24 protein-coding genes and 1 tRNA gene are annotated in these 25,913 nt (G+C 68.9%); 16 read left to right on the top strand and 9 right to left on the bottom strand.

Annotated features, from left to right (window positions below):
- Positions 1-79 precede the first annotated feature (79 nt).
- The 4 genes from BEN78_02545 to BEN78_02530 all read left to right on the top strand — a co-directional run bounded on the left by BEN78_02545 (position 80) and on the right by BEN78_02530 (position 4,703).
- Positions 80-1,255 carry a phosphoglycerate kinase gene (locus BEN78_02545; GenBank protein ASR42437.1) on the top strand — a complete coding sequence of 392 codons (1,176 nt, stop codon included), beginning with the start codon at positions 80-82 and terminating at the stop codon, positions 1,253-1,255.
- On the top strand, positions 1,252-1,896 hold the full coding sequence (locus BEN78_02540; protein ID ASR42436.1) for an HAD family hydrolase: 645 nt from the start codon (positions 1,252-1,254) through the stop codon (positions 1,894-1,896). The genes BEN78_02545 and BEN78_02540 overlap by 4 nt, the downstream gene beginning before the upstream one ends.
- Before the next feature lie 129 nt (positions 1,897-2,025).
- Entirely contained in the window at positions 2,026-3,516 is a 1,491-nt protein-coding gene (locus BEN78_02535) for a pyruvate kinase (protein ID ASR42435.1), read from the top strand.
- Positions 3,517-3,695: 179 nt separating this feature from the next.
- On the top strand, positions 3,696-4,703 hold the full coding sequence (locus BEN78_02530) for a fructose-bisphosphate aldolase (protein ASR42434.1): 1,008 nt from the start codon (positions 3,696-3,698) through the stop codon (positions 4,701-4,703).
- A gap of 122 nt (positions 4,704-4,825) precedes the next feature.
- Here the strand turns inward: BEN78_02530 and BEN78_02525 are convergent, their stop codons facing one another.
- Positions 4,826-5,344, bottom strand: a complete 519-nt coding sequence (locus BEN78_02525) for an O-acetyl-ADP-ribose deacetylase (GenBank protein ASR42433.1) — start codon at positions 5,342-5,344, stop codon at positions 4,826-4,828.
- Positions 5,345-5,434: 90 nt separating this feature from the next.
- Here BEN78_02525 and BEN78_02520 point away from each other — a divergent pair, with 90 nt between their 5' ends.
- On the top strand, positions 5,435-5,893 hold the full coding sequence (locus BEN78_02520; GenBank protein ASR42432.1) for a hypothetical protein: 459 nt from the start codon (positions 5,435-5,437) through the stop codon (positions 5,891-5,893).
- A 13-nt stretch (positions 5,894-5,906) separates the two neighbouring features.
- On the opposite strand, the gene BEN78_02515 is transcribed toward BEN78_02520, so the two are convergent.
- Positions 5,907-6,866: a cysteine synthase A gene (locus BEN78_02515; GenBank protein ID ASR42431.1), complete on the bottom strand. Its 960-nt coding sequence runs from the start codon at positions 6,864-6,866 to the stop codon at positions 5,907-5,909.
- A 239-nt stretch (positions 6,867-7,105) separates the two neighbouring features.
- On the opposite strand from BEN78_02515, the gene BEN78_02510 reads away from it, so the two are divergent.
- The 5 genes from BEN78_02510 to BEN78_02490 all read left to right on the top strand — a co-directional run bounded on the left by BEN78_02510 (position 7,106) and on the right by BEN78_02490 (position 14,441).
- A complete protein-coding gene (locus tag BEN78_02510) occupies positions 7,106-8,155 on the top strand; it encodes an efflux transporter periplasmic adaptor subunit (GenBank protein ASR44862.1) in 1,050 nt (349 codons plus the stop codon).
- Complete coding sequence (locus tag BEN78_02505) at positions 8,152-11,286, top strand: multidrug transporter AcrB (GenBank protein ASR42430.1); 3,135 nt, start codon at positions 8,152-8,154, stop codon at positions 11,284-11,286. Before BEN78_02510 ends, BEN78_02505 begins: the two co-directional genes overlap by 4 nt.
- A gap of 88 nt (positions 11,287-11,374) precedes the next feature.
- On the top strand, positions 11,375-11,923 hold the full coding sequence (locus BEN78_02500) for a GNAT family N-acetyltransferase (protein ID ASR42429.1): 549 nt from the start codon (positions 11,375-11,377) through the stop codon (positions 11,921-11,923).
- Positions 11,924-12,052: 129 nt separating this feature from the next.
- A complete protein-coding gene (locus BEN78_02495) occupies positions 12,053-13,543 on the top strand; it encodes a sodium:alanine symporter (protein ASR42428.1) in 1,491 nt (496 codons plus the stop codon).
- 1 nt (position 13,544) lies between these two features.
- Positions 13,545-14,441 carry an rRNA methyltransferase gene (locus BEN78_02490; GenBank protein ASR42427.1) on the top strand — a complete coding sequence of 299 codons (897 nt, stop codon included), beginning with the start codon at positions 13,545-13,547 and terminating at the stop codon, positions 14,439-14,441.
- A gap of 35 nt (positions 14,442-14,476) precedes the next feature.
- Here the strand turns inward: BEN78_02490 and BEN78_02485 are convergent, their stop codons facing one another.
- From BEN78_02485 to BEN78_02470, 4 genes are all read right to left on the bottom strand, one after another.
- On the bottom strand, positions 14,477-15,784 hold the full coding sequence (locus tag BEN78_02485; protein ID ASR44861.1) for an aminopeptidase: 1,308 nt from the start codon (positions 15,782-15,784) through the stop codon (positions 14,477-14,479).
- Between the two features lie 230 nt (positions 15,785-16,014).
- Positions 16,015-16,452, bottom strand: a complete 438-nt coding sequence (locus BEN78_02480) for a mechanosensitive ion channel protein MscL (protein ASR42426.1) — start codon at positions 16,450-16,452, stop codon at positions 16,015-16,017.
- A 36-nt stretch (positions 16,453-16,488) separates the two neighbouring features.
- Complete coding sequence (locus tag BEN78_02475) at positions 16,489-17,214, bottom strand: fumarylacetoacetate hydrolase (GenBank protein ASR42425.1); 726 nt, start codon at positions 17,212-17,214, stop codon at positions 16,489-16,491.
- Positions 17,215-17,248: 34 nt separating this feature from the next.
- A complete protein-coding gene (locus BEN78_02470) occupies positions 17,249-17,545 on the bottom strand; it encodes a hypothetical protein (GenBank protein ASR42424.1) in 297 nt (98 codons plus the stop codon).
- Positions 17,546-17,623: 78 nt separating this feature from the next.
- On the opposite strand from BEN78_02470, the gene BEN78_02465 reads away from it, so the two are divergent.
- Positions 17,624-17,974 (top strand): ferredoxin, encoded by a 351-nt coding sequence (locus BEN78_02465; GenBank protein ASR42423.1) that lies wholly within the window; start codon positions 17,624-17,626, stop codon positions 17,972-17,974.
- 58 nt (positions 17,975-18,032) lie between these two features.
- Here the strand turns inward: BEN78_02465 and BEN78_02460 are convergent, their stop codons facing one another.
- The 3 genes from BEN78_02460 to BEN78_02450 all read right to left on the bottom strand — a co-directional run bounded on the left by BEN78_02460 (position 18,033) and on the right by BEN78_02450 (position 21,530).
- Entirely contained in the window at positions 18,033-19,883 is a 1,851-nt protein-coding gene (locus BEN78_02460; protein ASR44860.1) for a potassium transporter TrkA, read from the bottom strand.
- A 98-nt stretch (positions 19,884-19,981) separates the two neighbouring features.
- Positions 19,982-20,719, bottom strand: a complete 738-nt coding sequence (locus tag BEN78_02455) for a tRNA (guanosine(46)-N7)-methyltransferase TrmB (GenBank protein ID ASR42422.1) — start codon at positions 20,717-20,719, stop codon at positions 19,982-19,984.
- Between the two features lie 10 nt (positions 20,720-20,729).
- Entirely contained in the window at positions 20,730-21,530 is an 801-nt protein-coding gene (locus tag BEN78_02450) for a thiazole synthase (protein ID ASR42421.1), read from the bottom strand.
- A gap of 216 nt (positions 21,531-21,746) precedes the next feature.
- Here BEN78_02450 and BEN78_02445 point away from each other — a divergent pair, with 216 nt between their 5' ends.
- The 5 genes from BEN78_02445 (at position 21,747) to BEN78_02425 (ending at position 25,898) form a co-directional block, all read left to right on the top strand.
- The gene (locus tag BEN78_02445; protein ID ASR42420.1) at positions 21,747-22,034 is read left to right on the top strand and encodes a hypothetical protein; all 288 of its coding nucleotides are present in this window, start codon (positions 21,747-21,749) and stop codon (positions 22,032-22,034) included.
- Positions 22,035-22,149: 115 nt separating this feature from the next.
- A complete protein-coding gene (locus BEN78_02440) occupies positions 22,150-24,003 on the top strand; it encodes an esterase (protein ID ASR42419.1) in 1,854 nt (617 codons plus the stop codon).
- 79 nt (positions 24,004-24,082) lie between these two features.
- A tRNA-Gly gene (locus BEN78_02435) sits at positions 24,083-24,156 on the top strand.
- A gap of 106 nt (positions 24,157-24,262) precedes the next feature.
- Entirely contained in the window at positions 24,263-25,183 is a 921-nt protein-coding gene (locus tag BEN78_02430; GenBank protein ASR42418.1) for a ribosomal protein S6 modification protein, read from the top strand.
- A 250-nt stretch (positions 25,184-25,433) separates the two neighbouring features.
- The gene (locus tag BEN78_02425; protein ID ASR42417.1) at positions 25,434-25,898 is read left to right on the top strand and encodes a hypothetical protein; all 465 of its coding nucleotides are present in this window, start codon (positions 25,434-25,436) and stop codon (positions 25,896-25,898) included.
- The last annotated feature ends 15 nt before the right edge of the window (positions 25,899-25,913 follow it).

Here is a 25,913-nt window from a genome sequence, read left to right as displayed (position 1 = left end):
TGCATCCGAAGCCGCACTGCGACGCCATGGACGGCATGGCGCGATCCTTTTTCCTTCTTCTCAAGCGAGTCCAGTCCCCATGACCATCGTCCGCATGACCGACCTCGACCTCTCCGGAAAACGCGTGCTGATCCGGCAGGACCTTAACGTCCCCGTCGATGGTGGCAAGGTCACGTCCGATCAGCGCATCCTCGCCTCGCTGCCCACGCTGCGTCAGGCGCTGGCACAGAACGCGGCCGTGATGGTGACCTCGCATCTGGGCCGGCCGAAGGAGGGCAGCTGGAGCGAGGCCGATTCGCTGGCGCCGGTCGCCGCGCGCCTGTCCGAGCTGCTCGGCATCGAGGTGCCGCTGGTGCGCGACTGGGTCGACGGCGTCGAGGTCGCGCCCGGGCAATTGGTGCTACTGGAGAACTGTCGCATGAACGTCGGCGAGAAGGCCGACGACGAGGCGCTGGCGCGCAAGTATGCAGCGCTCGCCGACGTGTTCGTCATGGACGCGTTCGGCACCGCGCATCGCGCCCAGGCCTCGACCCACGGTGTGATCCGCTTCGCGCCGCAGGCTGCGGGTGGTCCGCTGCTGATGGCCGAGCTCGACGCACTGGCCAAGGCGCTCGATGCACCGGCGCGTCCGCTGCTGGCGATCGTGGCTGGCAGCAAGGTGTCGACCAAGCTCGAGCTGCTGTCGTCGCTGGTAGGCAAGGTCGATCAGTTGATCGTCGGCGGCGGCATCGCCAACACCTTCATCGCCGCGCTCGGGCACGGGGTGGGCAAATCGCTGGTCGAGACCGACCTGATCGACACCGCCAAGCAGATCATGGCCGACGCCAAGGCGCGCGGCGCCGAGATTCCGGTGCCGACCGATGTCGTGGTGGCACCCGCCTTCGCGGCCGATGCGCCGGCGACGGTCAAAGCCGTGGACGCGGTCGAGGCCGACGACATGATTCTCGACATCGGCCCGGACACCGCGAAGCGCTATGCGGCGATGATCGCCGATGCCGGCACCGTGGTCTGGAACGGCCCGGTCGGGGTGTTCGAGTTCGACGCGTTCGGCCACGGCACCGAAGCGCTGGCACGCGCGATCGCCTCCTCGAAGGCATTCTCGATCGCCGGTGGCGGCGACACGCTGGCGGCGGTCGACAAGTACGGCATCGCCGACGACGTGTCCTACATCTCGACCGGCGGCGGTGCGTTCCTGGAGTTCCTCGAAGGCAAGACGCTGCCGGCGGTGGCGGCGCTGGAGGCGCGCGGGGCGTGAGCGGCGATGCGCTGTTCTTCGATCTCGATGGCACGCTGATCGATTCCGAGCCCGGCATCCTGGGCGGCATCGCGCATGCGCTCCACACCTTGGGCCATGCGCCGCTGCCGCGCGAGACGCTGCTGCCTTGGATCGGCCCGCCGCTGCGCGACAGCTTCGATGCGCTGTTTGCAGGGGATGCCGACCGGGTCGACCGCGCGATCTCGATCTATCGCGAACGCTACGACGCGATCGGCTGGCGCGAGCACACCGTCTATCCCGGCGTGGCAGCCGCGATCGAGACCCTGCGGGCGGACGGCCGCACGCTGGCGGTGGTGACCTCGAAGAACGAGCGCTTTGCGCGCCGGATCGTCGAGGCGCTGCCGTTCGGCGATGCGTTCGCGACGATCGTCGGCGCCAGCGACGATGGCGCGCGCCGCTACAAGCGCGAGCTGATCGCCGAAGCGCTGTCGCGGCTGGCGCTACCGGTCGCGCGCTGCACGATGATCGGCGACCGGCGCATGGACATGGAGGGCGCGCGCCAGCACCGGATGCGCGCGATCGGTGTGCTGTGGGGGTTCGGGTCAGCCGACGAACTGCGCCAGGCCGGTGCCGACCGCGTGGTCGATTCGCCGGCCGCGTTGCTCGCGGCGGTGGGCTGATCGCAAGCGGTCGCCATGCCGTTGCAAGCGTTTCCAAGTAAGCTCCCAGGCGGCATGCCGTTCCGGGATGCCTCGGGCGCGTTGCCCGCCAGCGCGCGCCTGACCATCGGTGGACACTAAGATCGCGGAATGACTGCCAACGAATTGCCTCCTGTCCCGGCGCATCGGCGCCGCACACGCATCCTCGCCACGCTCGGCCCTGCCACCGACGCGCCGGGCGTGCTCGACGCGCTGATCGCGGCCGGTGTCAACGCCGTTCGCCTCAATTTCTCGCATGGCGACCCGGCCTCGCAGAAGCTGCGTGCCGAGGCCGTCCGCGCCGCGGCCGATCGCGCCGGTGTCGAGATCGGCATCCTGGCCGATCTGCCGGGACCGAAGATCCGCATCGAGAAGTTCGCCGACGGCAAGGTGACGCTGCGCGCAGGCGCGCGCTTCGACCTGGTCGCCGATCCCGACGCGCCCCTGGGCACAGTCGACGAGGTCGGCGTCAGCTATCTGGGCCTGCCCGGCGATGTGGCCGCAGGCGACGTCCTGTTGCTCGACGATGGCCTGATGCAGTTGCAGGTGACCGCCGTCGAGGGCGTGCGTATCGTCACCACCGTGCTCAACGACGGCGTGCTGTCGAACCGCAAGGGGCTCAACAAGCAGGGGGGCGGCCTGTCGCTGGGCGCACTGACCGACCACGACCGCGCGCTGATCCAGGTCGCCGCCGAGATCGGCGTGGACTTCATCGCGGTTTCGTTCTGCCGCAATGCCGCTGACATGGAAGAGGCCCGGTCGATCGCGCGTGCGCACGGCAGCGATGCCGCGCTGGTGTCGAAGATCGAGCGCACCGAGGCGATTGAGAACCTCACCGAGATCATCGACGCCAGCGATGTGGTGATGGTCGCGCGTGGCGATCTGGGCGTGGAAATCGGCGATGCCGAGCTGCCGGGGCTGCAGAAGAAGATCATTCGCGAGTCGCTGGCGCGCAACAAGGTGGTGATCACTGCCACCCAGATGCTGCAGTCGATGGTCGAAAGCCCGATGCCGACGCGCGCCGAAGTCCTCGACGTTGCCAACTCGGTCATCGACGGCACCGATGCGGTGATGCTCTCGGCCGAGACCGCCGCCGGTGCGTATCCGGTGCGGGCGGTCGAGGCGATGGCGCGCGTGTGCGTCGGTGCCGAGCGCCAGTTCGCGCACGACACCGATTTCGAGAAGGCGCAGCGCAACCTGGAACGTGCCGACCACGCGATCGCGATGGCGGCGATGTTCCTGTCCGAGCACGTCGGCGTCGGGGCGATCGTCGCGATGACCGAGTCGGGCGGCACTGCGCGCTACCTGTCGCGCTTCCGCGGGGGCGCTTCGATCTACGCGTTCTCCCGCCACGACGGCGCGCGCCGGCGCATGTCGCTGATGCGCGATGTGTTCCCGTTCAACTACGACAGCCGCGGCCAGACCCCGCGCGAAGCGGCGCGCGGCAGCATCCGCCTGCTGGTCGACGCCGGTCTGCTGGGGCCGGGCGAGCGCGTGGTGTTCACCAGCGGTGAGCACATGGAAACGCATGGCGCGACCAATACGCTGCGCCTGCTGCAGGTCGGTGCCGACGGCCGGGCCGAGGGGCTGGGCGAACTGTAGCCCGCCTGCGCGCGGGACCGGTCAGTTCCGGCCGTCCCGCGCGGATCGCAGCGCGCTGTAAACGTTTTCCCCGACGTTGGGCGCGATTTCCGCGCGCGGCGGGGCTGCGTGCTGGGCGTTTGCTTGAGGTGGGCGGGCTATAATGGGCGCCTTTCCCCGCCGATGGACGTCACCGCCACATGAGCATCGAACAGCTTGCAGACATCGCCCAGGCCATGGTCGCCCCGGGCAAGGGCATCATCGCGATCGACGAGTCCACCTCCACCATCGCCAAGCGGTTCGAGGGCGTGGGCATCCCGAACAACGAGGAGAACCGTCGCGCCTACCGCGAACTGCTGCTGACCACGCCCAAGCTGTCGGACCACATCAGCGGCGCGATCCTGTTCGACGAGACGATCCGCCAGTCGACCAAGGACGGCGTGCCGTTCGCCAAGTACATGAGCGATCACGGCATGATCCCGGGCATCAAGGTCGACAAGGGCACGCACGCACTCGCCGGTTTCCCGGGCGAGCTCGTCACCGAAGGCCTGGACGGCCTGCGCGCGCGTCTGGAGGAGTACTACAAGCTCGGCGCCCGCTTCGCGAAGTGGCGCGCGGTAATCAACATCGGCGAGGACATCCCGTCGGGCACCTGCATCGAGGCCAACGCCCACGCGCTCGCGCGCTACGCCGCACTGTGCCAGGAACAGGGGCTGGTGCCGATGGTCGAGCCGGAAGTGCTGATGGACGGCAGCCACGACATCGAGACCTGCTACGAGGTCACCGAGGTCACGCTGCGCGCGCTGTTCGACGCGCTGTACAACCAGAACGTCATGCTCGAGGGCACGATCCTCAAGGCCTCGATGGTGCTGCCGGGCAAGGACAGCGGCGAGACTGCCGAGGTCGACGAAGTCGCCGAAGCCACGCTGATGTGCCTGAAGTCGGCCGTGCCGGCGATCCTGCCGGGCATCGTGTTCCTGTCGGGCGGACAGAGCGACGAGCAGTCGACCGCGCACCTGGACGCGATGAACCGCCTCGGGCCGAATCCGTGGCCGCTGTCGTTCTCCTATGGCCGTGCAATGCAGCAGGCTGCGCTCAAGCTGTGGTCGCAGGACCTGGCCAACAACGTCGCCAAGGCCCAGGAGACGGTGTTCGCCCGCGCCCGCGACAACGGCCTGGCCGCGCAGGGCAAGTGGAAGAAGGGCTGAGCCTCATCTCCCGTTCGCGCTTTGAGACGCCGGCCTTGCGCCGGCGTTTCGCGTTGTGGTCCCGCCCCGTCTGTCCGCTCGGGTCGCACCTGAGTCGGCGGCCTGACCGCGGGTCGTGCGGTTCAGGCCGCCAGTGCTGCGGTGTAGCGCGCCAGCATCGCGGGGTCGTGGCAGCAAAACAGCACGTTCAATGGGCCCTCGGCCAGGCACTCGCGCACCTGGGCGACGGCGATTGCGACCGCGGCATCGGGCGGATAGCCGTAGACGCCACAACTGATGGCCGGGAACGCGATCGACGCCAGTCCGTGCGCCCGCGCCAGCGTCAGCGCGTTGCGGTAGCAGGCGGCGAGCAGTGCGGGCTCGCCGTGCTGGCCGTCCTGCCAGATGGGGCCGACGGTGTGGATCACATGGCGTGCCGGCAACCCGAAGCCGGGCGTAATCCGGGCTTCTCCGGTCGGACAGCGCACGCCCGGCGGCGATTCGGGCAGGGCGCGGCAGGCGCGCAGCAGGTCCGGCCCGGCCGCCCGGTGGATCGCGCCGTCGACGCCGCCGCCGCCGAGCAGCGACGGGTTAGCGGCGTTGACGATGGCATCGACGTCGCAGCGGGTGATGTCGGCCTGCAGGGCGCGGAGACGGTCCATCGGCGCAGCATATCGATGGCGGCTGGATCGTGGCATCACACCGTCTGCGCGATGCTGGCCGCCGATCTTGTCCTTAAGAGTGACTATTCGATGAGCGATCGCGCGCCCCTGCACGTCCCATCCCCCGTCCACGACCTGATGCGCCGCGGGCGCACGATCGAGGCGATCAAGGCGCTGCGCGATGCCAATCCGGGGCTGTCGCTGCGGGCCGCCAAGGACATGGTCGAGACACTCGATGGGCGCGACGACCCCTACCGCCCCTCATCCCAGGCGCGCCCCGTGGGCGAGGCGACGCTGCCCACCGAGGTCGCGGCGCGGATCGCGACGGGCAATACTGAGGACGCGGCGCGGCGCCTGCGCGAGCTCGACCCGGCGCTCGACGACGAGGCGGCGCGGCAGACGGTGTCCCGGCACGCCTCGCCGCTGCTGCGCGAGGCGCGCCAGGAAACCGTCGTCGTCGGCGACAGTGGCCGCTATGGCTGGCTGCTCTGGGTGGCGCTGTTGCTGATGCTCGGTGTCGGTCTGGCGCTGTGGATGGGGCGGGGCTAGCGCCGGGTGGCGCTCAAGGCAGGCCCGCGAGCCAGTCGTCGTCGGAGCCTTCGTTGACGTCGGCGAACAGCGGCGTGGAGAAGTAGCGCTCGCCGGTGTCGGGCAGCATTGCCAGGATCACCTCACCGTCGCTGGCGGTCTTGGCGACTTCGAGCGCGGCAGCGACGGTCGCCCCGGCGGAGATGCCGACGAAGATGCCTTCCTCGGCCGCGAGTCGGCGTGCGGTCTCGATCGCCAGCGCGTCGTCGATCGACAGCAGTTGCGCGGCGATGTCGCGATTGAGCACCTCGGGCACGAAGTCCGGGGTCCAGCCCTGGATCTTGTGCGGCGCCCAGTCCTTGCCCTGCAGCATCGCGGCACCCGCGGGCTCGACGGCGGTGACCTTGACGTCGGGGCGGGCGACCTTGAGGACTTCGCCCACGCCGGTCAGTGTGCCGCCGGTGCCCCAGCCGGTGACGAAGTGGTCGAGCCTGCGGCCGGCAAAATCGCGCAGGATCTCGGCCGCGGTGGTGTTGCGGTGGTAGGCAGGGTTGGCGGGATTGGCGAACTGGCTGGCGAGGAACCAGCCATGCTGCTCGGCCAGTTCCCGTGCCTTGCGCACCATGCCCGAGCCGCGTTCGGCGGCCGGGGTCAGGATCACCTTGGCGCCGTAGGCGCGCATCAGCTTGCGACGTTCGATCGAGAACGTCTCGACCATCGTGGCGACGAACTTGTAGCCGCGCGCAGCCGCGACCATCGCCAGGGCGACGCCGGTGTTGCCCGAGGTGGCCTCGACGATGGTGTCGCCGGGCTTGAGCAGGCCGCGGCGTTCGGCGTCGAGCACGATGGCCAGCGCCAGACGGTCCTTGACCGAGCCGCCGGGATTGAAGGATTCAACCTTGGCGTAGAGTGTGACGTTGGCCGGCGCCAGCCTGTTCAGCCGGACGATGGGCGTATTGCCGACGGTGTCGAGGATGCTGTCGTACAGGGCCATGGAGAGAACTCGCGGGGCAGGCGCGGTGCGCGGTCGTCCCAGACTGCGACAAAACGCGCCGGTGAACCATGCGTTGACATGGAACGCTGTTTTTTCGACACCATCCGATGGCACGGTCGACGTCACGGGGCAGCGGGTACACTCCCGCGCTTTCACCGTCTCAGGGTCTTCCCTTGTCCGAGCAAGCCCAAGGCCGCCGCGGCACCGTGTCGTGCGCGCTCGTCGCCCTCCTCGCATCGATGCTTGCAGCCTGCGGCAGCCCCGAGAGCGCGTCCCGCCCGGAGGGCGGTGCGGCGGTTCCGGTGACCACGACGGTCGCCGCGCTGCGCGACTGGAACGACACGGTCGCGGCGCTGGGCACGGTCAAGGCGCGCGAGTCGATCATGCTCACCGCGAAGGTCAGCGAAACGGTGCAGCGGGTGCACTTCGATAGCGGCGACGATGTCGACGCCGGCATGGTGCTGGTCACGCTGACCGGCAGCCAGCAGCAGGCGGCGCTCGAAGCGGCCGAGGCCGCGGCGATCGAGGCCGAGCAGCAGTACCGGCGCGGCGCGGGGCTGGTGGATCAGCAATTGATCGCACGCGCCTCGCTCGACACCCTGCGCGCGACCCGCGACGCCGCGCGTGCGAACGTGGCCGAGATGCGCGCCAACGTCGGCGACCGCACCATCCGCGCGCCGTTCGCCGGCGTGCTGGGCATCCGCCAGGTCAGCCCGGGCGCCCTGGTCACCCCAGGCACCCCGATCGCGACGCTCGACGACATCTCGACCGTCTATGTCGATTTCCCCGTGCCCGAGACCCGGCTGGCGGCGATCGCACCTGGCCAGCGCGTGTTCGGGCGCAGCGCGGCGTACCCGGCCGACGAGTTCGAGGGCGTGGTGCAGACGATCGATGCCCGCGTCGATGCCAACACCCGTGCGGTGACCGTGCGCGGCGCGTTCGGCAATCCCGACCGCCGGCTGCGGCCTGGCATGCTGATCCAGGTCCGGCTGCAGCAGCGGACCCGCCAGGCGCTGATGGTGCCGGAGATCGCGGTGATCCAAGTCGGCCGCGACACCTTCGTCTACCGCGTGCGCGAGGACGAGACGGTCGAGCAGGCGCCGGTCGAGATCGGCGTGCGCCAGGACGGCCTGGCCGAACTGGTCGAAGGCCTGACGCCGGGCGAGCGCATCGTGCTCGACGGCACCGGCAAGCTGCGGCCGGGCATGAAGATCGTCGAAGGCACGGTGCAGGAGGCCAAGGCGCAACCGGCCGAGGATGCCGCCACGCCCAAGGACGACGTGCGATGAAACTGTCGGACGTCTCGATCCGGCGGCCCGTGTTCGCCGCGGTGATCAGTCTGCTGCTGGTGGCCCTGGGGATCATGGCGTTCACCCGGCTGACGCTGCGCGAGTTGCCGAACATCGATCCGCCGATCGTCTCGGTCGACGTCAGCTATCCCGGTGCCTCGGCGGCCGTGGTCGAGACCCGCATCACGCAGATCCTCGAGGACGCGCTGTCGGGCATCGAGGGCATCCGCACGATCGAGTCGCGCAGCCGCAACGGCCGCTCCGACGTCACCATCGAGTTCAACCTGACCCGCGACATCGAGGCCGCCGCCAACGACGTCCGCGACGCGATCAGCCGGGTGATGGACCGCATGCCGATCGAGGCCGACCCGCCGGAGATCTCCAAGGTCGAAGCCGACGCCGACGCGATCGTGTGGCTGAACTTGCGTTCGAGCACGATGAATACGCTCGAGCTGACCGACTACACCGACCGCTACATCCTCGACCGGCTGTCTTCGCTCGACGGCGTGGCGCGCGTGCAACTCAGCGGCGGCCATCGCTACGCGATGCGAATCTGGCTCGACCGCGACGAGATGGCCGCGCGCAACATCACCGCGGCCGACATCGAGAATGCGCTGCGCACCGAGAACGTCGAGCTGCCGGCCGGCCGGATCGAATCGCAGACGCGCGACTTCACGCTGCGCGTGGAACGCGGCTTCCGCGAACCTTCGCAGTTCGCGCAGATCCCGGTGCGCCGGGGCAGCGACGGCTATGTCGTACGTCTGGGCGATGTCGCGCAGATCGAGCTGGGCTCGGCCGAGCGGCGCTCCTACATGCGCAGCAACTCGGTCCCCAACGTGGGGCTGGGCATCGTGCGCACCTCGACGGCCAATGCGCTCGATGTCGCGCGCGCCGCGCGCGCCGAGGCCGAGCGCATCCAGCAGACGCTGCCCGAAGGCACCGAGATCTTCGTCGCCTCCGACAACACCGTGTTCATCGATGCGGCGATCACCCGCGTCTACTGGACCCTGGGCGAGGCGATGGCCCTGGTGTTTCTGGTGATCTGGCTGTTCCTGGGCAGCCTGCGCGCGGCGCTGATCCCGGCGCTGACCGTGCCGGTGTGCCTGATCGCCGCGTTCATCGCGCTGTACGTGTTCGGGTTCTCGATCAACCTGCTCACGCTGCTGGCGCTGGTGCTGTGCATCGGCCTGGTCGTGGACGATGCGATCATCGTGCTGGAGAACGTGCAGCGCCGCGCCGATCTCGGTGAGCCGCCACTGGTCGCGGCGCGCCGCGGCACCGCGCAGGTCGCCTTCGCGGTGATCTCCACGACCGCGGTACTGGTCGCGGTGTTCCTGCCGGTCGGCTTCATGGAGGGCAACTCGGGACGCCTGTTCCGCGAGCTGTCGGTCGCACTGGCCGGTGCGGTCGCGCTATCGGCGTTCATCGCGCTGACGCTGACGCCGATGATGTGCTCCAAGCTCGTGCGGCCGCATACCAAGCAGCGCGGTTTCAATGCGTGGATGAACCGGCAGCTGTCGCGGCTGGGCAGCGGCTACGGTCGCCGCGTGGACACGCTGGTGGCCTTGCCTGCCGGGCGCTTGCTGCTGCTTCTCGCCGCGGCGATCGCGGTGTGCGTGGCGGCCGCGGTGCTGCTGTTCGCGCGCGTGCCCAGCGAACTGTCGCCGGCCGAGGACCGCGGACGGTTCTTCGTCGGCGTCGACGGCCCCGAGGGCGCGGGCTTCGATTACACCGTCGGGCAGATGCAGCACGTCGAGGCGATCTTCGCGCCACTGGTCGGCGACGACCAGCCGATCGCCCGCGCCAACTCGCGCGTGCCACGCGGTTGGGGCGGCAGCGAGGACATGCACACCGGTCAGGTGATCGTGTTCCTGCAGGACTGGAAACACCGCAAGCAGAGCACGGTCGAGGTGGTCGAGACATTGCGCGCCGAGTTCGCCAAGCTGCCCGGCGTGCAAGTGCGCGCCAACGTGCCGGGCGGTCTGGTCGGCAGCCGTGGCCAGCGCTACCAGTTGGTGCTCGGTGGGCCGGACTATGCGGAGATCGCGCAATGGCGCGACCGCATGCTCGCGCGCATGCGCGAGAACCCCGGCATCCAGGACCCGGATTCGGACTACAAGGAAACGCGGCCGCAGATGCGCGTGGACATCGACCGCCAGCGCGCGGCCGACCTGGGCGTGTCGGTGCAGGAGATCGGGCGCACGCTCGAGACGATGATGGGCTCGCGCCAGGTCACCACCTTCGTCGACAACGGCGAGGAGTACGACGTGCTGCTGCAGGCCGGTCGCGAGCGGCGCATGAATCCCACCGACCTCGCCGATACCTATGTGCGCGGGCGCGACGACGCGCTGGTGCCGTTGGCCAATCTGGTCACGCTGAGCGAGATCGCCGAGCCCGGCAGCTTCAACCGCTTCAACCGGCTGCGCGCGATCACCATCAGCGCCGGTCTCGCGCCGGGCTACTCGATGGGCGAAGCGCTCGAATGGACGCGCCAGGTCGCCGCCGAGGAACTGCCCGACTACGCGCAGATCGACTGGAAGGGCGAGAGCCGCGAGTTCCAGGAAGCGGGCGGCGCGGTGCTGCTGACCTTCGCGATGGCGCTGATGATCGTCTACCTGGTGCTGGCCGCGCAGTTCGAGAGCTTCATCCATCCGCTGGTGATCATGCTGACCGTGCCGCTGGCGGTGCTCGGCGCATTGCTCGGCCTGTGGGCGACGGGCGGCACGCTCAACCTGTTCAGCCAGATCGGCATCGTCATGCTGATCGGCCTGGCCGCCAAGAACGGCATCCTGATCGTCGAGTTCGCCAACCAGTTGCGCGACGAGGGTCGAAACGTGCGCGAGGCGATCGCCGAAGCCTCGGCGGTGCGTCTGCGTCCGATCCTGATGACCTCGACCGCGACCATCGTCGGCGCGATCCCACTGGTCGTGGCCGGTGGCCCCGGTTCGGCGAGCCGGGCGACGATCGGCATCGTGATCATCTTCGGTGTCGCGTTCTCGACCCTGCTGTCGCTGTTCGTGGTGCCGGCGTTCTACGCGCTGCTCGCGCCATTCACGCGCTCCCCCGAAGCCCTGGCCCAGGAGCTCGAGCGCCTGGAAGCCGAAACGCCCGCCGTCGGCGGCCACGCCTGACCCAAGAACCGGGGTCAGAGTGCATTTTTAGGTGCAATCGCGCGCGCGAAATTGCACTCTGACCCCGGTTCTTGGGTGGAGGCGGGCGATGCGTTGGGACGAGGTGCGGATCGAGGGGGACGGCTTCGTGCTGCGGCGCTGGCGCGACGCCGATCTCGAGGTATTGCTGCGCTATGCCGACGATCCGCTGGTCGTGCGCGGGCTCAGCGATCGCTTTCCCAACCCCTACACGCGCGCCGACGGCGAGGCGTTCCTGGCCGGCAAGGTGGTCGATCTGTCCGGGCCGGTGCTGGCGATCGAGATCGACGGCGAGGCCTGCGGCAGCATCGATGCCCGGCAGGGGACAGGCGAGCGTGCGCATTCGGCGGAGCTCGGCTACTGGCTGGCGCGCGTGCACTGGAACCGCGGGATCATGCGCCGGGTGGTCGCGGCCTATGTGCCCTGGGTGATGGACGTACTCGGGCTGACGCGGTTGCAGGCCAACGTGCTCGATCTCAACCCGGCGTCTGCGCGGGTGCTCGTCTGCAACGGCTTCGTGGAGGAGGGCCGATTGCGCGGCGCGATACGCAAGGCCGATGGCCCACACGATCTTCGCCTCTTCGGATTGCTGCGCGGCGAGCCGCCTGAGTCGGGCTGACCCCTGGCGCCGGAAGGTGCAATGCCCGCCGCTGCGACAGTGCGTCGCATTCGGACCCCTGATCGTGGAAAATCGATCCTTCGTGCGTCGTCCGCGTCACCCGCCCCCGTCCAGCCCGGAGCCAGATCGATGGATCAGTTGCTTACCGCCCTCAATGGTCTGATCTGGAGCAAGGCGCTGATCGCGCTGTGCCTGGGCGCCGGACTGTGGTTCACGCTTCGCACCCGCTTCATGCAGGTGCGCGGCTTTGTCGAGATGACACGGCTCACGTTCACCGGCCAGAAGTCCGATGCCGGTGTGTCCTCGTTCCAGGCGCTGGCGATGTCGATGGCCGGGCGCATCGGCATCGGCAATATCGCCGGCGTCGCCACCGCGATCGCGTTCGGTGGCCCGGGTGCGGTGTTCTGGATGTGGGTGATGGGCTTCCTCGGCGCCTCGACGTCGTACGTCGAGTGCACCCTGGCGCAGATCTACAAGGAGAAGGACGCCGAAGGTCGCTATCGCGGCGGTCCTGCGTACTACATCGAAAAAGCGATGGGACTGAAGTGGTATGCGCTGGCGTTCGCATTCGCGACGCTGTTGGCGGCAGGCCTGCTGATGCCGGGCGTGCAGGCCAATGCGATCGCCGACAGCATCGCCAATGTCTGCGCCGGCAGCACGGTGTGCGGCGATCTGTCCGGCCAGTGGATGGGCATGGAAGCACGCACCGCGCTCAAGGCGGGCATCGGCATCGTCGTGGCGTTGATGCTGGCGGTGATCATCTTCGGCGGCGTCAAGCGCATCGCCGCGTTCGCCGAACTGGTGGTCCCGTTCATGGCGATCGCCTACATCCTCACCGCGGTCACGGTGATGGTCATCAACTACGACTTCGTGCCGACGATGTTCCGCATCATCTTCGAGAGTGCGTTCGGCGTGCACGCCGGCTTTGGCGCGATGCTCGGGTTGGCGGTGGAGTGGGGCGTCAAGCGCGGCATCTACGCCAACGAGGCCGGTCAAGGCACCGGGCCGCATGCCGCCGCGGCGGCCGAGGTCTCGCACCCGGCCAAGCAGGGCTATGTGCAGGCCTGGGCGATCTACTTCGACACGATGCTGGTCTGCACCTCGACCGCGTTCCTGATCTTGGCGACCGGCATGTACAACGTCGTCGGCCCGGAAGGCGCGATGCTGCACGAAGCGCTGCCGGGCGTGGAGGCCGGGTCAGGCTTCGCGCAGGCGGGCATCGAGTCGATCCTGCCCGGCTGGGGCGCGATCTTTGTCGCGGTGGCGCTGTTCTTCTTCGCGTTCACCACGATCATGGCCTATTACTACATGGCCGAGACCAATCTGACCTACCTCAACAATCACGTCGCGCGTCCGGGCCGAACGTTGCTGCTGCGCGTGGCGCTGCTGGGCATGGTGATCTTCGGTGCGATCCGCAGTGCCGAGATGGCCTGGATGCTTGGCGACATCGGTGTGGGCCTGATGGCCTGGCTCAATATCGTCGCGATCCTGATCCTGCAGAAGCCGGCATTGCAAGCCCTGCGCGACTACGAGCAGCAGAAAAAGCAGGGGCTTGATCCCGTTTTCGATCCCGACAAGCTTGGGATTCGCAATGCCGATTTCTGGCGCAAGGTGCCCTGACATGACGAAGTCCCCCTGGTCGGGCAGCGGCCGCGACACGCCCCGCACGTCGGCGCCCACGCCGGGTCGTGACAGCCCATGGGGGGCGCGCGCGCGCACGACATCGCCGGCCGCAGCATCGTCACGGCCGGTCCCTGCCGCAGCGTCTGCGGAAGCATCAGGTGAGGACCGTCGCGAACTGCGCCTGTATGGGCGCAATGCGATCGAGGCGGTGTTCGCGCGGCGGCCCGAGGCGATCCGCAAGCTGTATCTGCTCGAGGCGCGCATTCCGCAGTTGCAGCCGATGCTCAAGTGGTGCGCGGCCAACCGCGTGGGCTACCGCGTCGTCGGCGAGGACGACCTGCGCAAGCTTGCCGCGAGCGCGCATCACGAAGGCATCGTTGCCGACGTGCTGCGCGAGGCGCCGCTGCCGCTCGGCGATTGGCTGCAGGCCCTGCCCGAAGGACCTGCCTGCGCACTGTGGCTCGATGGCGTCGGTAACCCGCACAACCTCGGCGCGATCCTCCGCTCGGCCGCGCACTTCGGGGTCGGTGCGGTATTGCTGCCCAAGGACGCCTCGCTCGCGCTGTCGGGGGCGGCCGCGCGTGTTGCCGAGGGCGGCGCGGAGGCCGTGCGCTTCGTCCGCCTGGGCCGCGACGAGAACGCGCTGGCGCAGTTGCGCAGCGCGGGCTTCAAGCTGGCCGCCACGGTCGTGCGCGGCGGCGAGGATCTGTTCGAGGCCGCGCTGCCGTCGCGGCTGGTCTACGTGCTCGGCGCCGAGGGCGAGGGCATGGACGCCGCACTCGCCGAGGCCTGCGACAGCAAGCTGGGCATCCCCGGCAGCGGCGCGGTCGAGAGCCTCAATGTCGCCTCGGCCACTGCGGTGCTGCTGGCGCAGTGGCGGCAGCAGCACCGCTGACCGCCACGCGTGTGCGCGCCTGAGGGCGCACTGCCTCAGTGCGCCGGCGTGGCGTCGGTCTTGGGCGCGCTGCCGAAGCTTTCGTCGGACTCTGCCGCCAGCCACGCGAAGACCGCATAGGCGGCCGTGTTCTGCGCGACCGCGTCGGGGTCGACCTTGTCGAACGTGTCGTCGGCGTTGTGGTGCAGATCGAAGTAGTCGGTGCCGTCCTGGCCCAGCCAGCCCCAGGCGCCGCCCTTGGCCGCCAGCGGCGAGATGTCCGGGCCCGGGCTGCCCTTGTCCTGCAGATAGTCGATCCCGAGCGGGCGCAGCACCTCGGCGATCGCATCGCTGGTCGCACGCTGCCCCGCTGGGGCGCTGGTGTTGAAGCCGTAGATGCGACCAGCGCCGAAGTCGCTTTCCGCGCCGATCACGTGCCGCGCGATCACATCGGCGCCGCCGTGCGCGTCGGCATAAGCGCGCGCGCCGAGCAGGCCCTGTTCCTCGTTCGCGAACGCGACCACGCGCACGCTGCGCCGCGGACGCTGCGGCTGCTGCGCGATCAAGTGCCCGGCGGCCATCGTGATGCCCACGCCCGAGGCGTCGTCGACCGCGCCGGTGCCCAGGTCCCAGGAATCGAGATGGCCGGCAATCAGTACGATCTCCTCCGGCCGCTCGCGGCCAGTCAGCTCGGCGATCACATTCTGCGAGGTGTACGTGCCATTCCAGCCGCAGTCGAGCGCAAGCGCGACTTCGACCGGCCCCAGCCGCAGCAGGCGGGTCAGCTGGTCGGCGTCGGGCAGCGACAATGCGGCTGCCGGGATCGGCGTGACGTCGGCATCGAAGCGGGTGATGCCGGTGTTGGCGACGCGGTGCGGGCTGGTGCCGATCGAGCGCATCAGGTAGGCGGCCGCGCCCTTGCGCGCGGCGATCGACGGCCCGCGGCTGCGGATCGCGCCGGCGGCACCGTAGCCGCTGCCGTCGCGCGAGCGTGCCATCGGGATGTCGACAAACACGATGCGTCCGCGCAGCGTCGCCGGGTCGGCGGCCTCGAGTGCGGCGAGGCTGTCGAAGCGCACGATCTGCGCCGACACCTCGCCGCCCGGACTGCCGCCCAGTGCGGTGAGCACCAGCGGCTGGGCATGGGCGCCGACGACCGCCGCGTGCTCGCTGCGCCGTTCCCACTTCGGGAAGGTCACCGGTTCGGTCCACACCCGGTCGTAGCCGAGCTCGGCGAAACGCGCCTTGGCCCATTCGACCGCGCGCGCATCGGCCTCGCTGCCCGGCAGGCGCGGGCCGATCTGCGTGGTCAGCGATTCGATCAGCCGGTAGGCGGTGCCATCCTGCAAGGCGCGCTCGCGCAGCTGCGCTGCCGCGTCCAGTGAGGTCTGCGCCACCGGTGCGGAAGCGCGTTCGCGCGCAGTCCCGGTGCCCGGAACCAGCAAGGCGCCCGACAGCAGAGCGAGGGCGAGGACATTCAGAAGCGGGGCAGGACGCATGCGCGATCTCCGGCTGGAATAGGAACGGGCCGTGCGCATTGTCGCGCGCGGCCCGTTCTGAGGCGATGTGCCAGAGGTCCGGCGTGGGAGGCGGGTCAGGCGATCGGGGCGTCGGGCTTGCGAAGCGAATCGCGGATCTCGCGCAGCAGCTTGACTTCTTCGCTCGGCTCGGCCGGCTTCTGCTCGACCGGCGCTTCGGCCTGCTTGCGCTTGAGACGGTTGATGAAGCGCACTGCGATGAAGATCGCGAACGCGACGATGACGAACTGCACGATCGTGTTGACGACGTTGCCAATGCCCAGCACCAGCGCCGGGATCTCCTCTCCGGCCGCATCGACCTGGGCCGCGCGCAGCGTGATCGCCCATCTGGAGAAATCGATGCCACCGGTCAGCAGGCCGATGAACGGCATGATGAGGTTCTCGACGAGTGCGGTGACGATCTTGCCGAACGCCGCTCCGATGACCACGCCGACCGCGAGATCGATGACATTGCCGCGGACGGCGAATTCCCTGAACTCGGCGAGTATGCCCATGGTGTCTCCTGCGCTGTAAGTGGAATGCGCGCAGGACTATAACGGCGGCGAAGTGACCTTGCAGTGGAGCTCGAGCACATCGTCGAGCCGGGCGACGCAGACATCGCCCGGATGCAGGGCGGCGACACCGGCCGGCGTGCCCATGAACACCAAGTCGCCAGCGCGTAGCGCGAACAGCTTGGACAACTCATGCAGGATCTCGGGCACATCCCAGATCAGCTGCGCGAGCGTCGACGATTGCCGCAGCACACCGTTGACCTCGAGCGACAACGTCCGCGGTGCCAGCGTGCCAACGACTGCTGCCGGCACCAGTTCGCCGACCGGCGCCGAGGCGTCGAACCCCTTGGCCACGTCCCAGGGCAGGCCCTTGGCCTTGGCGGCGGCCTGCAGGTCGCGACGGGTGAGGTCCAGGCCGACTGCGTAGCCGTAGACGAGCTCGGCGGCGCGGTCGACCGGCAATTCGCCGGGCGGCGCGTCGCGGCCGATCGCCACGACCAGTTCGACCTCGTGATGCAGTTCGCGGGTGGCGCTGGGGTAGGGCACTTCGCCGGCGGTCACCACCGCATCGGCAGGCTTGGCGAAGAACACCGGCACGCCGCGCTCGGCCTTCGAGGCGGGCGCCTGGGCACCCATCTCGCGCGCATGGTCGGCGAAATTGCGGCCCACGCAGTACACGCGCCGGACCGGAAACTGGCCGCCACCGCGCACAGCCAGTCGGGTTGGCGCCGCAGCGGGCACCACGTCGTACGACGGATCGGTCATCGACTCAGGTCTGGATTCAGGCGCCGCTGCACGCTCAGCGTAGCAGCGGCTGGTCGCGATTGCGCACGACGCGGTACTCGGCCTCGACGATGCGGTCATCGCGGGCCGGCGACGCGTCGCCACGCACCAGCAAGCGGCGGGCAAGTCCGAACAGCAGCATCGCCGCGCCGACGAACAGGCCGGCCACCAGCAACACCGCGAGCAGGGCGACGCCGACCAGGCCCAGCAACACCCGCAACACCGGGTGCCGCGGCTTGCGCGGCGCGAATACCGCACGGACACCGGAGGCATCGAATCGGGCGTGGAGATCGCGGAAGAAGGCGTTGGACATGGCGGCTGCAATGCTCGTGACACAATGGCCGGGTTGGCCGAGGGGTCCAGTATCGGTCGGTCGCCTCCCGGAGTTGTAATGCCTTCGTTAAAACCATGTGACGGCGCCCGTCTGCTCGCAGTCGATGCCATCGCTGATGGCGGCTTCGCCGAGGCGGAAGGCGTCGTCGACGGCGAAGCCGAGTCGCTGGTGCTGCACCGCGACGGCGGTCAGGTCCGCGCCTGGCTCAACATCTGTCCGCATGCCGGCCGTCGGCTCGACTGGGCGCCTGGTCAGTTCCTCGCCTCCAAGGACGGGCACCTGGTCTGCGCCGCGCACGGTGCGAGTTTCCGCACTGACGACGGCGTCTGCGTCGCCGGGCCGTGCAAGGGTGAGGCGCTGCGCGCCGTTCCGGTGCAGGTGCACGAGGGGCAGGTGGTGCTGGGCTGAGCGTCGCGGACTGGGGCGGCACTACGCGCCCGGTAGCCGGACGTCGCCGGCTGAGTCCTCAGTCGAACAGCAGGTTGACCATCAGCACCACGATCGCGGTGTACATCAGCGAGATCGGCAGGCCGATCTTCCACAGCTGCTTGGCCGTGTAGCCCGCCGGGCCGATGATCATCGACATCACCGGATTGGACTGGGTGACGAAGTTGTTGGAGGCCGACAGCGCGACGATCAGCGCGAATGCGGTCGGGTTGCCGCCGGCGGCCAGGGCCAGGTTGATCGCCAGCGGAACCACGACGATCGTCGCGCCGACGTGGCTGATGACCAGCGAGAACGCCGTGGTCAGCAGCGCGACCGCGATCTCCAGCAGCCAGACCGGCAGACCGGTCGGCAACCGTTCGATGCTGTGACCGGCGACCCAGGCTGCCGCGCCGCTGGAGTCCATCGCCCAGCCCAACGGGATCAGGCAGGCCATCAGGAACACGGTCTTCCAGTTGATCGCGCTGTAGGCCTCGTCCATCTTCAGCACGCCGAACACCAGCATGCCCGCCACGCCGGTCATCAGCGCCACCGAGGTGGGGATGCGCGAGGACAGTGCGATCAGCATCGTCACGGCGAAGATCGCCATCGCGATCTTGAACTTGTGCGGCCGCTGCTCGCCCTTGGGGTAGTCGGTCACGATCAGGAAATCGAGCGACTTGGCGGTGCGCGCCAGATCCTGCCAGATGCTGTGCAGGACCAGCATGTCGCCGGCACGCAGGGTCATCTTGCGCACGTTCTCGCGCAGCACGGTCTTGTCGCGGTTGATCGCCAGCAGACGGACGCCGTACTTCTTGCCCAGACTCAGCTCAGCGGCCGACTTGCCGATGAACTTCGAGGTCGGCGGGATCACCGCCTCGGCGATGCCGGCGCGACTGGGATTGAACAGGTCGCCGAAGTGCCGCAGCCGCGAGCTCATGCGCAGGAACTGGTTCTGCGCGAAATCGGCCACCTGCTGCCGCGGACCCATCGCACCGAGCACGCTGCCCACCCAGATGCGCGAGTCGGCCGGTGGCGCCAGGCGCGACTCGTTCTCGGACTTGAGCGCCAGCAGCAGTGGCGCGTGGTGGATCGCCTCGGCCTCGGCGAACGTCATGCCCACCAGCGGGCTTTCGGCGGTGACCACCAGTTCGAACACATCGCCTTCGATGCCATAGGCGCTGGCGAAGTAGCTCTGGGTCCGCGCCGGGGTCACCGGGCCGTCGCCGCCGTCGCTCAGTTCGCCCAACTGCCGGTTGCCGAAGAAATGGAAGTAGGCGAGTCCGGCGATCAGCAGCGCCAGCCCGATCGGCAGCGGCGCGAACATGTTCAGCGATTCCAGCGTCGCCGCGCCGGAGGGCATGTTGGCGTTGGCCGCGGTCAATAGATCGTTGAGCAGGATCAGTGGCGAGTTGCCGACCATCGTCAGCGCGCCGCCCATGACGATGGCCACGCAGACCGGCAGCAGAATCTGCGCCAGGCGCAACCCCGAGCGCGACGCCAGTCGCGCGGCGACCGGCATGTACAGCGCCATCACCGACGGGTTCTGCATGACCGAGGAATTGAGGCCGGCGGTGGCCGCGGTCAGCAGCAACAGGCGGTTCTCCATGCCCTTGGCCCGTCGCAGCAGCCAGCCGGCGAGGCGGTTGAGCGCGCCGGTGCGGTCCAGGCCCATGCCCAGGATCATCGTCGCGATGACGCTGATCACCGCGTTGGAGGAAAAGCCGTTGAAGACATCCTCGGGCGCCACCAGGCCGGTCAGGCCCAGCATCACCAGCACCACCAGCGCCACCAGGTCCGCGCGCACGCGCTGGAACAGGAATAGCACCATCGTCAGGCCCACCAGGGCCAGGACGATCTTCATATCGGTGGTGAGTGCCAGGCCGGTGTCCATCAGGGCGATGACGCTTTCCAACGCGACCGGGACCAGCGGAAGCCGGTGTGCTTCCGCGCCGGGGAGGCGCCCTGCTGGTCCCGATCACGCATCACGGATTACGGATCCCGGTCGTAGAGCAGATCCCAGACCCCGTGGCCCAGCTTCAGGCCGCGGCTCTCGAAATGCGTCTGCGGGCGCCACGGCGGTCGCGGCACATGGCCGCGCGGACCGACGCGGTTGCGCAGACCGGGCGTGGCATCGAGCACGTCCCACATCTGCTCGGCGTAGTCCTGCCAATCGGTCGCCAGATGCAGGCGCCCGCCCAGCCGCAGCTTGGTCACCAGCAGCGCGGCGAACGCGGGCTGTACCAAGCGGCGCTTGTTGTGGCGCTTCTTGTGCCAGGGATCGGGGAAGTAGATCCGGATCTCGTCGAGCGCGCTGTCGGCGATCTCGTTGCGCAGCACCTCGACCGCATCGTGGTGGTACACGCGGACATGGTCGCTGCCGTCCTCGGCCAGGCCGTTGAGGACACGGCCCACGCCCGGGGCATGCACTTCGATGCCGATGTGGTCGCGGGCCGGATCCATGCGCGCCGAATGGCGCAGCGCTTCGCCGTTGCCAAAACCGATCTCCAGAATCCGCAAGGCCTGCCGTCCGAACGCGGCATCGAGGTCGCGCGGCGTGCCGGTGTAGTCCAGGCCGAAGCGCGGCCAGGCGTCGTCGAACGCGCGTTGCTGTGCAGGCGTGAACCGGCCCTGGCGCAATACGAAGCTGCGCACCTCGCGCCGGCCCTCGGTCACCGTGAACGGCTTGGGCGGCGCCTTGGCGCCTTCGCTGGAGAACGGGTCGGTCATCGCGCGGGCGTCAGCCGACCAGACCGTCGACCGGCGAGGATGCGCTGGCGAAGCGCTTGCGCGGGATGCGTCCGGCCAGGAACGCTTCGCGGCCGGCCTCGACGGCCTTGCGCATCGCCGAGGCCATCAGCACCGGGTCGCGGGCGCCGGCGATCGCCGTGTTCATCAGTACGCCGTCGCAGCCCAGTTCCATCGCGATCGCCGCATCCGAAGCGGTGCCGACGCCGGCGTCGACGATGATCGGGACCTTCGCGTTCTCGACGATCTCCAGCAGGTTGTAGCGGTTCTGGATCCCTAAGCCCGAGCCGATCGGCGCGGCCAACGGCATCACCGCCACGCAGCCGATTTCCTCCAGGCGCTTGGCCAGGATCGGATCGTCGGAGGTGTAGACCATGACCTCGAAGCCGTCGGCGACCAACTGTTCGGCGGCCTTGAGCGTCTGCACCACGTCGGGGAACAGCGTGCGCTGGTCGCCCAGCACCTCGAGCTTGGTCAGGTTGTGGCCGTCGAGCAGCTCGCGGGCCAGGCGGCAGGTGCGCACCGCCTCTTCGGCGGTGTAGCAGCCGGCGGTGTTGGGCAGGATCGTGTAACGGTCGGGCGGCAGCACGTCGAGCAGGTTGGGCTCGCCGGGATTCTGGCCAATGTTGGTGCGGCGGATCGCGACGGTCACGATCTGCGCGCCAGCCGCCTCGGTGGCGAGGCGGGTCTGTTCGAGATCCTCGAACTTGCCGGTGCCGGTCAACAGGCGGGAACGGTAGGTCTTGCCGGCGATGACAAGGCCGGCGTCGCGCGAGGGAGAAGGAGTGCTCATCCCGGGATTATCGCCCAAGCGGCGCGGGAGTGCCGGACGCACCGACGGCGCGTTGCGCGAGGTTCTTGGGCGTTCGCCCCCCGCATCCGATGCCGGATGGCATCGGATCGGCGCCCAGGCGCAAGAGGCGCTGTGGCCGCCGTCCATGGCGCGGTCGTGCTGGCGCTGGGCTGTCCTGCCCGCACATCCCTGTGCGGGCGTTCGCCCCCGCATCCGATGCCGGATGGCATCGGATCGGCGCGGGGGCTCACCCCCGCCCAGGGCGTGGACGATCTCGACGTGGTCGCCGTCGGCCAGGACGTGGGCGTCGTGGCGACCCCGCGGGACGATCTCGCCATTAACCTCCACCGCCACGCGGCGCCCGCCCAGTCCCTGGGCCTGCAGCAGGGCGGCGATCGTGCTGCCCGGATCGATGTCGGCGTCTTCGCCGTTGAGTCGGATGTTCATGCGGCGATTGTCTCCGTTCGCGAGGCGCGGCGCACGCCGGCCGGGCCACGGGCATGACGCAGTGCGGCGTGCTGCGCGCAGCGCACAGCGGGATCATCGCGGCAATGCGGTCCCGTACGGGGCCGGTCGCCAATCGGCAGATAATGCCGCCCTTTTTTCAGGAGAGCCCCCCATGTCGTCGTTCAGGCCGATCCGTGCCGCCCTTGCCGTCGCGCTTGCCGCAGCGGCTGTTCCGGCGTTCGCCGCCGACACCTTTTCCCGCACCGTGTTCTTCGGCGACAGCCTGACCGACGCGGGTTACTTCCGGCCGGTGTTGGTGCGTGAGGTCGGGCCAGAGACTGCGATCCTCGGCCGGTTCACGACCAACCCCGGCCTGACCTGGGCCGAGCACGTCGCCGATCGCTACGGCACCGATGGCAGCGCCAACGGCAACGGCCAGACCGGCGACAACTACGCGGTCGGCGGCGCTCGTGTCGCGATCGATACCAACGGCGCCCTCGGTGCGACGCCTTCGCTGGCGACCCAGGTGCGCACCTACCTATCGGCCAACGGCGGCCGCGCCGATGCCGACGCGCTGTATTCGGTCTGGGGCGGCGCCAATGACCTGTTCGCGGTGGCGGCCAATCCGGGCCAGGCGCAGCAGATCATCGGCGCGGCGGTGACCGCGCAGGTCGGCCTGGTCGGCACCCTGCAGGGCGCAGGCGCGCGTTACGTGCTGGTGCCGTCGATCCCGGACGTCGGCCTGACCCCGCAGTTCCGTGCCGGCGGTGCCGCGGCGATGGCGCAGGGCACCGCGCTGTCGACGGCCTACAACGATGCGCTGTACGGCGGTCTCGCCTCGCAGGGCCTGCGGGTGATTCCGGTCGACACCTTCCACTTCCTGCAGGAAGTGACCGCCGATCCTTCTCGCTACGGATTCACCAATGTCACCTCGGTTGCCTGTGCGACCCAGCCGGCGCCTGCCGGTGCCTCGTCGCTGTTCTGTAATCCGAATTCGCTGGTCGCGCCCGACGCGGCCGACACCTATCTGTTCGCCGACGGCGTGCACCCGGCCAGCCGCGCGCAGGCGATGATCGCGGATCTGGCCGTGTCGATGATCGACGGTCCGCAGCAGATCGCCGTGTTGCCGCAGTCGGCGTCGATGACCGGCCGCGCGCGCGCCGATCGCGTCGCCAACCGGATGAGCCTGGCCGCCGCGCCGGTCGAGGGGCGGCGCTGGTGGGCCGACGTGCGCGCCGACATGCAGCGTTACGACCATGGCGACGCCTACGATGGCGTCGGCCCGGCACTGACCGCCGGTCTGGACTGGACGATGGGCACCGCGACCTTCGGCGGCTTCGTCGGCTACGGCCGGCAGGGCAATGATTGGGGCCTGCGCCGCGGCAGTTGGGACCAGAGCGAGGCGACCGTCGGCGGCTTCGCGCATTGGCGCAGCGCGGCCGGCGGCTGGGTGAACCTGCAACTGAGCTACAGCTGGCTGGACTTCGACACCGACCGCGCCGTGCAGATCGGGCCGGCCACGCGGGTGCACAGCGGTCAGGCCGACGGCAGCAACACGACCGCCGCGCTGTATGCCGGCTGGACCTTCGGCAATGGCCCGCTGGAGCATGGTCCGGTGCTGTCGGTGGTGGGGCAGCGCATCGAGGTCGACGGCTTCGCCGAGAGCGATCCGGCGATGTCGACCTCGCTGGCCTATCCCTCGCAGGACATCGACTCGCTGATCGGCAGCGCCGGTTGGCAGTTCGCCTATGCCGGCGATGGCGGCGTGCGGCCGTATGCGCGGCTGACGGTGGATCGCGAGTTCGAGGAGGCACCAACCCAGGCTTGGGCGCGCGCGCAGTCGCTGCCCTCGACGCTGGACTACGCGGTGCCGGCCCGCGGCTACGACCGCAGCTATGGCACCGCGACGCTTGGCACCCAGGCGCGCCTGTTCGGCCTGGATGCCAATGTCGGCGCCACCCTGACGGTCGGTCAGAAGGCTGGCAGCCACACCACGGTGTTTGCGACCCTGGGCGCTGGCTTCTGACCGCCGCGCGGCCGGCACGCCGCCGCCCGCGCGGCGGCGTTGCCAAGCCGCGCCGCGGCGGCATAGACTGGGGCCCTGCGCGGGTGTAGTTCAATGGTAGAACTGCAGCTTCCCAAGCTGCTAGCGTGGGTTCGATTCCCATCACCCGCTCCAGTTCCAGCGGCGGCACCATCGACGATGGTGCCGCCGTTTTCGTTGCAGCTGTTCCCGTCGATCCTCGATGCGGCCCGTCGGCGCCGCGTGCTTGCCCGGTCCTGCGATGAAGCTCGCGATCCTGTCCCGCAACACCAAGCTCTATTCCACCCGCCGGCTGGTCGAGGCCGCACGCACGCGCGGGCACACCGTGCGCGTGCTCGATCCGCTGCGCTGCTACATGCGCATCAGCAGCGAGGGCTTTTCGCTGCGCTACAAGGGGCGTTCGATCGAGGCATTCGATGCAGTGATCCCGCGTTTCGGCACCTCGGTGGCGCGCTATGGCAACGCGGTGCTGCACCAGCTCGAGCTGATGGGCAGCTTCGCGCCCAATCCCTCGGCAGCATTCGCACGGGCGCGCGACAAGCTGCGCTGCCAGCAGCTGCTCGCTGCCGAGGGTATCGGCCTGCCGGTCACGGTGTTCGGCGACAATCCCGACGACACTGACGACTTGCTGGCGATGCTCGGCCCGCCACCTCACGTGATCAAGCTCAACGAGGGCATGCAGGGCGCTGGCGTCATGCTGACCGAGAAGCCATCGGCCTCGCGTGGCGCGGTCGAGGCCCTGCGCGGCCTGTACGCCAACTTCCTGGTGCAGGAGTTCATCGCCGAGGCCCAGGGCGCGGACCTGCGCTGTTTTGTGGTCGGCGACCAGGTCATCGGCGCGATGCTGCGTCAGGCGCCGGCGGGGGACTTTCGTTCCAATCTGCATCGTGGCGGCAGCGCGAGTGCCGTGGTGGCGACCGAGGAAGAGCAGGCGGTCGCGGTGCGCGCGGCCCAAGTGGTGGGCCTGGGGATCGCCGGGGTCGATCTGATCCGCTCCGATCGGGGGCCACTGGTGCTCGAGGTCAACGCCTCGCCTGGGCTGGAGGGCATCGAGGCGGTGACGGGGCAGGATATCGCCGGGGGCATCGTCGAGCATCTGGCCGCACGCGTCGGAGCTGGACGTCCGCGACGTGCGCGGCGTCACGGATCCAACGGAACCTGAACGTTTTTTTTCCGTATTTCGACGGATCCCACCCTAATCTGAGCGTCCGGAATGCGCTTGCGCTCTCTCCCCCGGCTTCGGCCGGGGCGCAGCGGATAACGGCAATCGGGGCAACACTCCTTTGACCCGGGCGGCCAACGTCCGGGTCTTTTTGTGTGTCGCGTCTTGGCATGGGCGGTGGCCCGTTCGATGGCATGATCCGCAGGTGGCGCGACGGTAGCGTCGCGATCGGATCACCAAGGAGTGGCACATGAAGCGGTCGATAGGCTTCGGTCTGGTTTTGATGTGCGCAGTCGCCCAGACATCGTGGGCTGTGGACAGGAAGGTTGACATCACGAGTGGCACATTCGAGCAACAGCGCGCTGAAATTGTGGTCGAGATGTCCGGTGACGCCTACGCAGAGCTTTCTCCGCAGGATCGACAGACGGTGGTTTCGTTGCTCGACCGCATGCAGGGCGTGATGGAGAAGGCGCCGAGTGTGGACGCCTTACGCGAGACAGAGCGGGTGCGGTTGTTCAATGACCAAGAACAGATCAATACGATTTTGACGCGTGCAAAGGCCGACAGTCGGCTGATCTGTCGCCGTGAGGCGCCAGTCGGGTCGCGTATGCAACAGACAGCGTGCATGACCGTCGCCGAGCGGCGGCGTGCGATGGAGACATCACAGGAACGGATGCGGCAGCGTGGTCCAATGAAACGATCTGATTCCAGGTAAGAAGAAGGCACATCC

Origin of the sequence: Xanthomonas citri pv. mangiferaeindicae, assembly GCA_002240395.1 — a bacterium.
GTDB classification, from domain to species: Bacteria; Pseudomonadota; Gammaproteobacteria; order Xanthomonadales; family Xanthomonadaceae; genus Luteimonas; species Luteimonas citri_A.
Note: the sequence above shows the minus strand (reverse complement) of the source record. Positions and strands in the feature narration are given on the sequence as shown.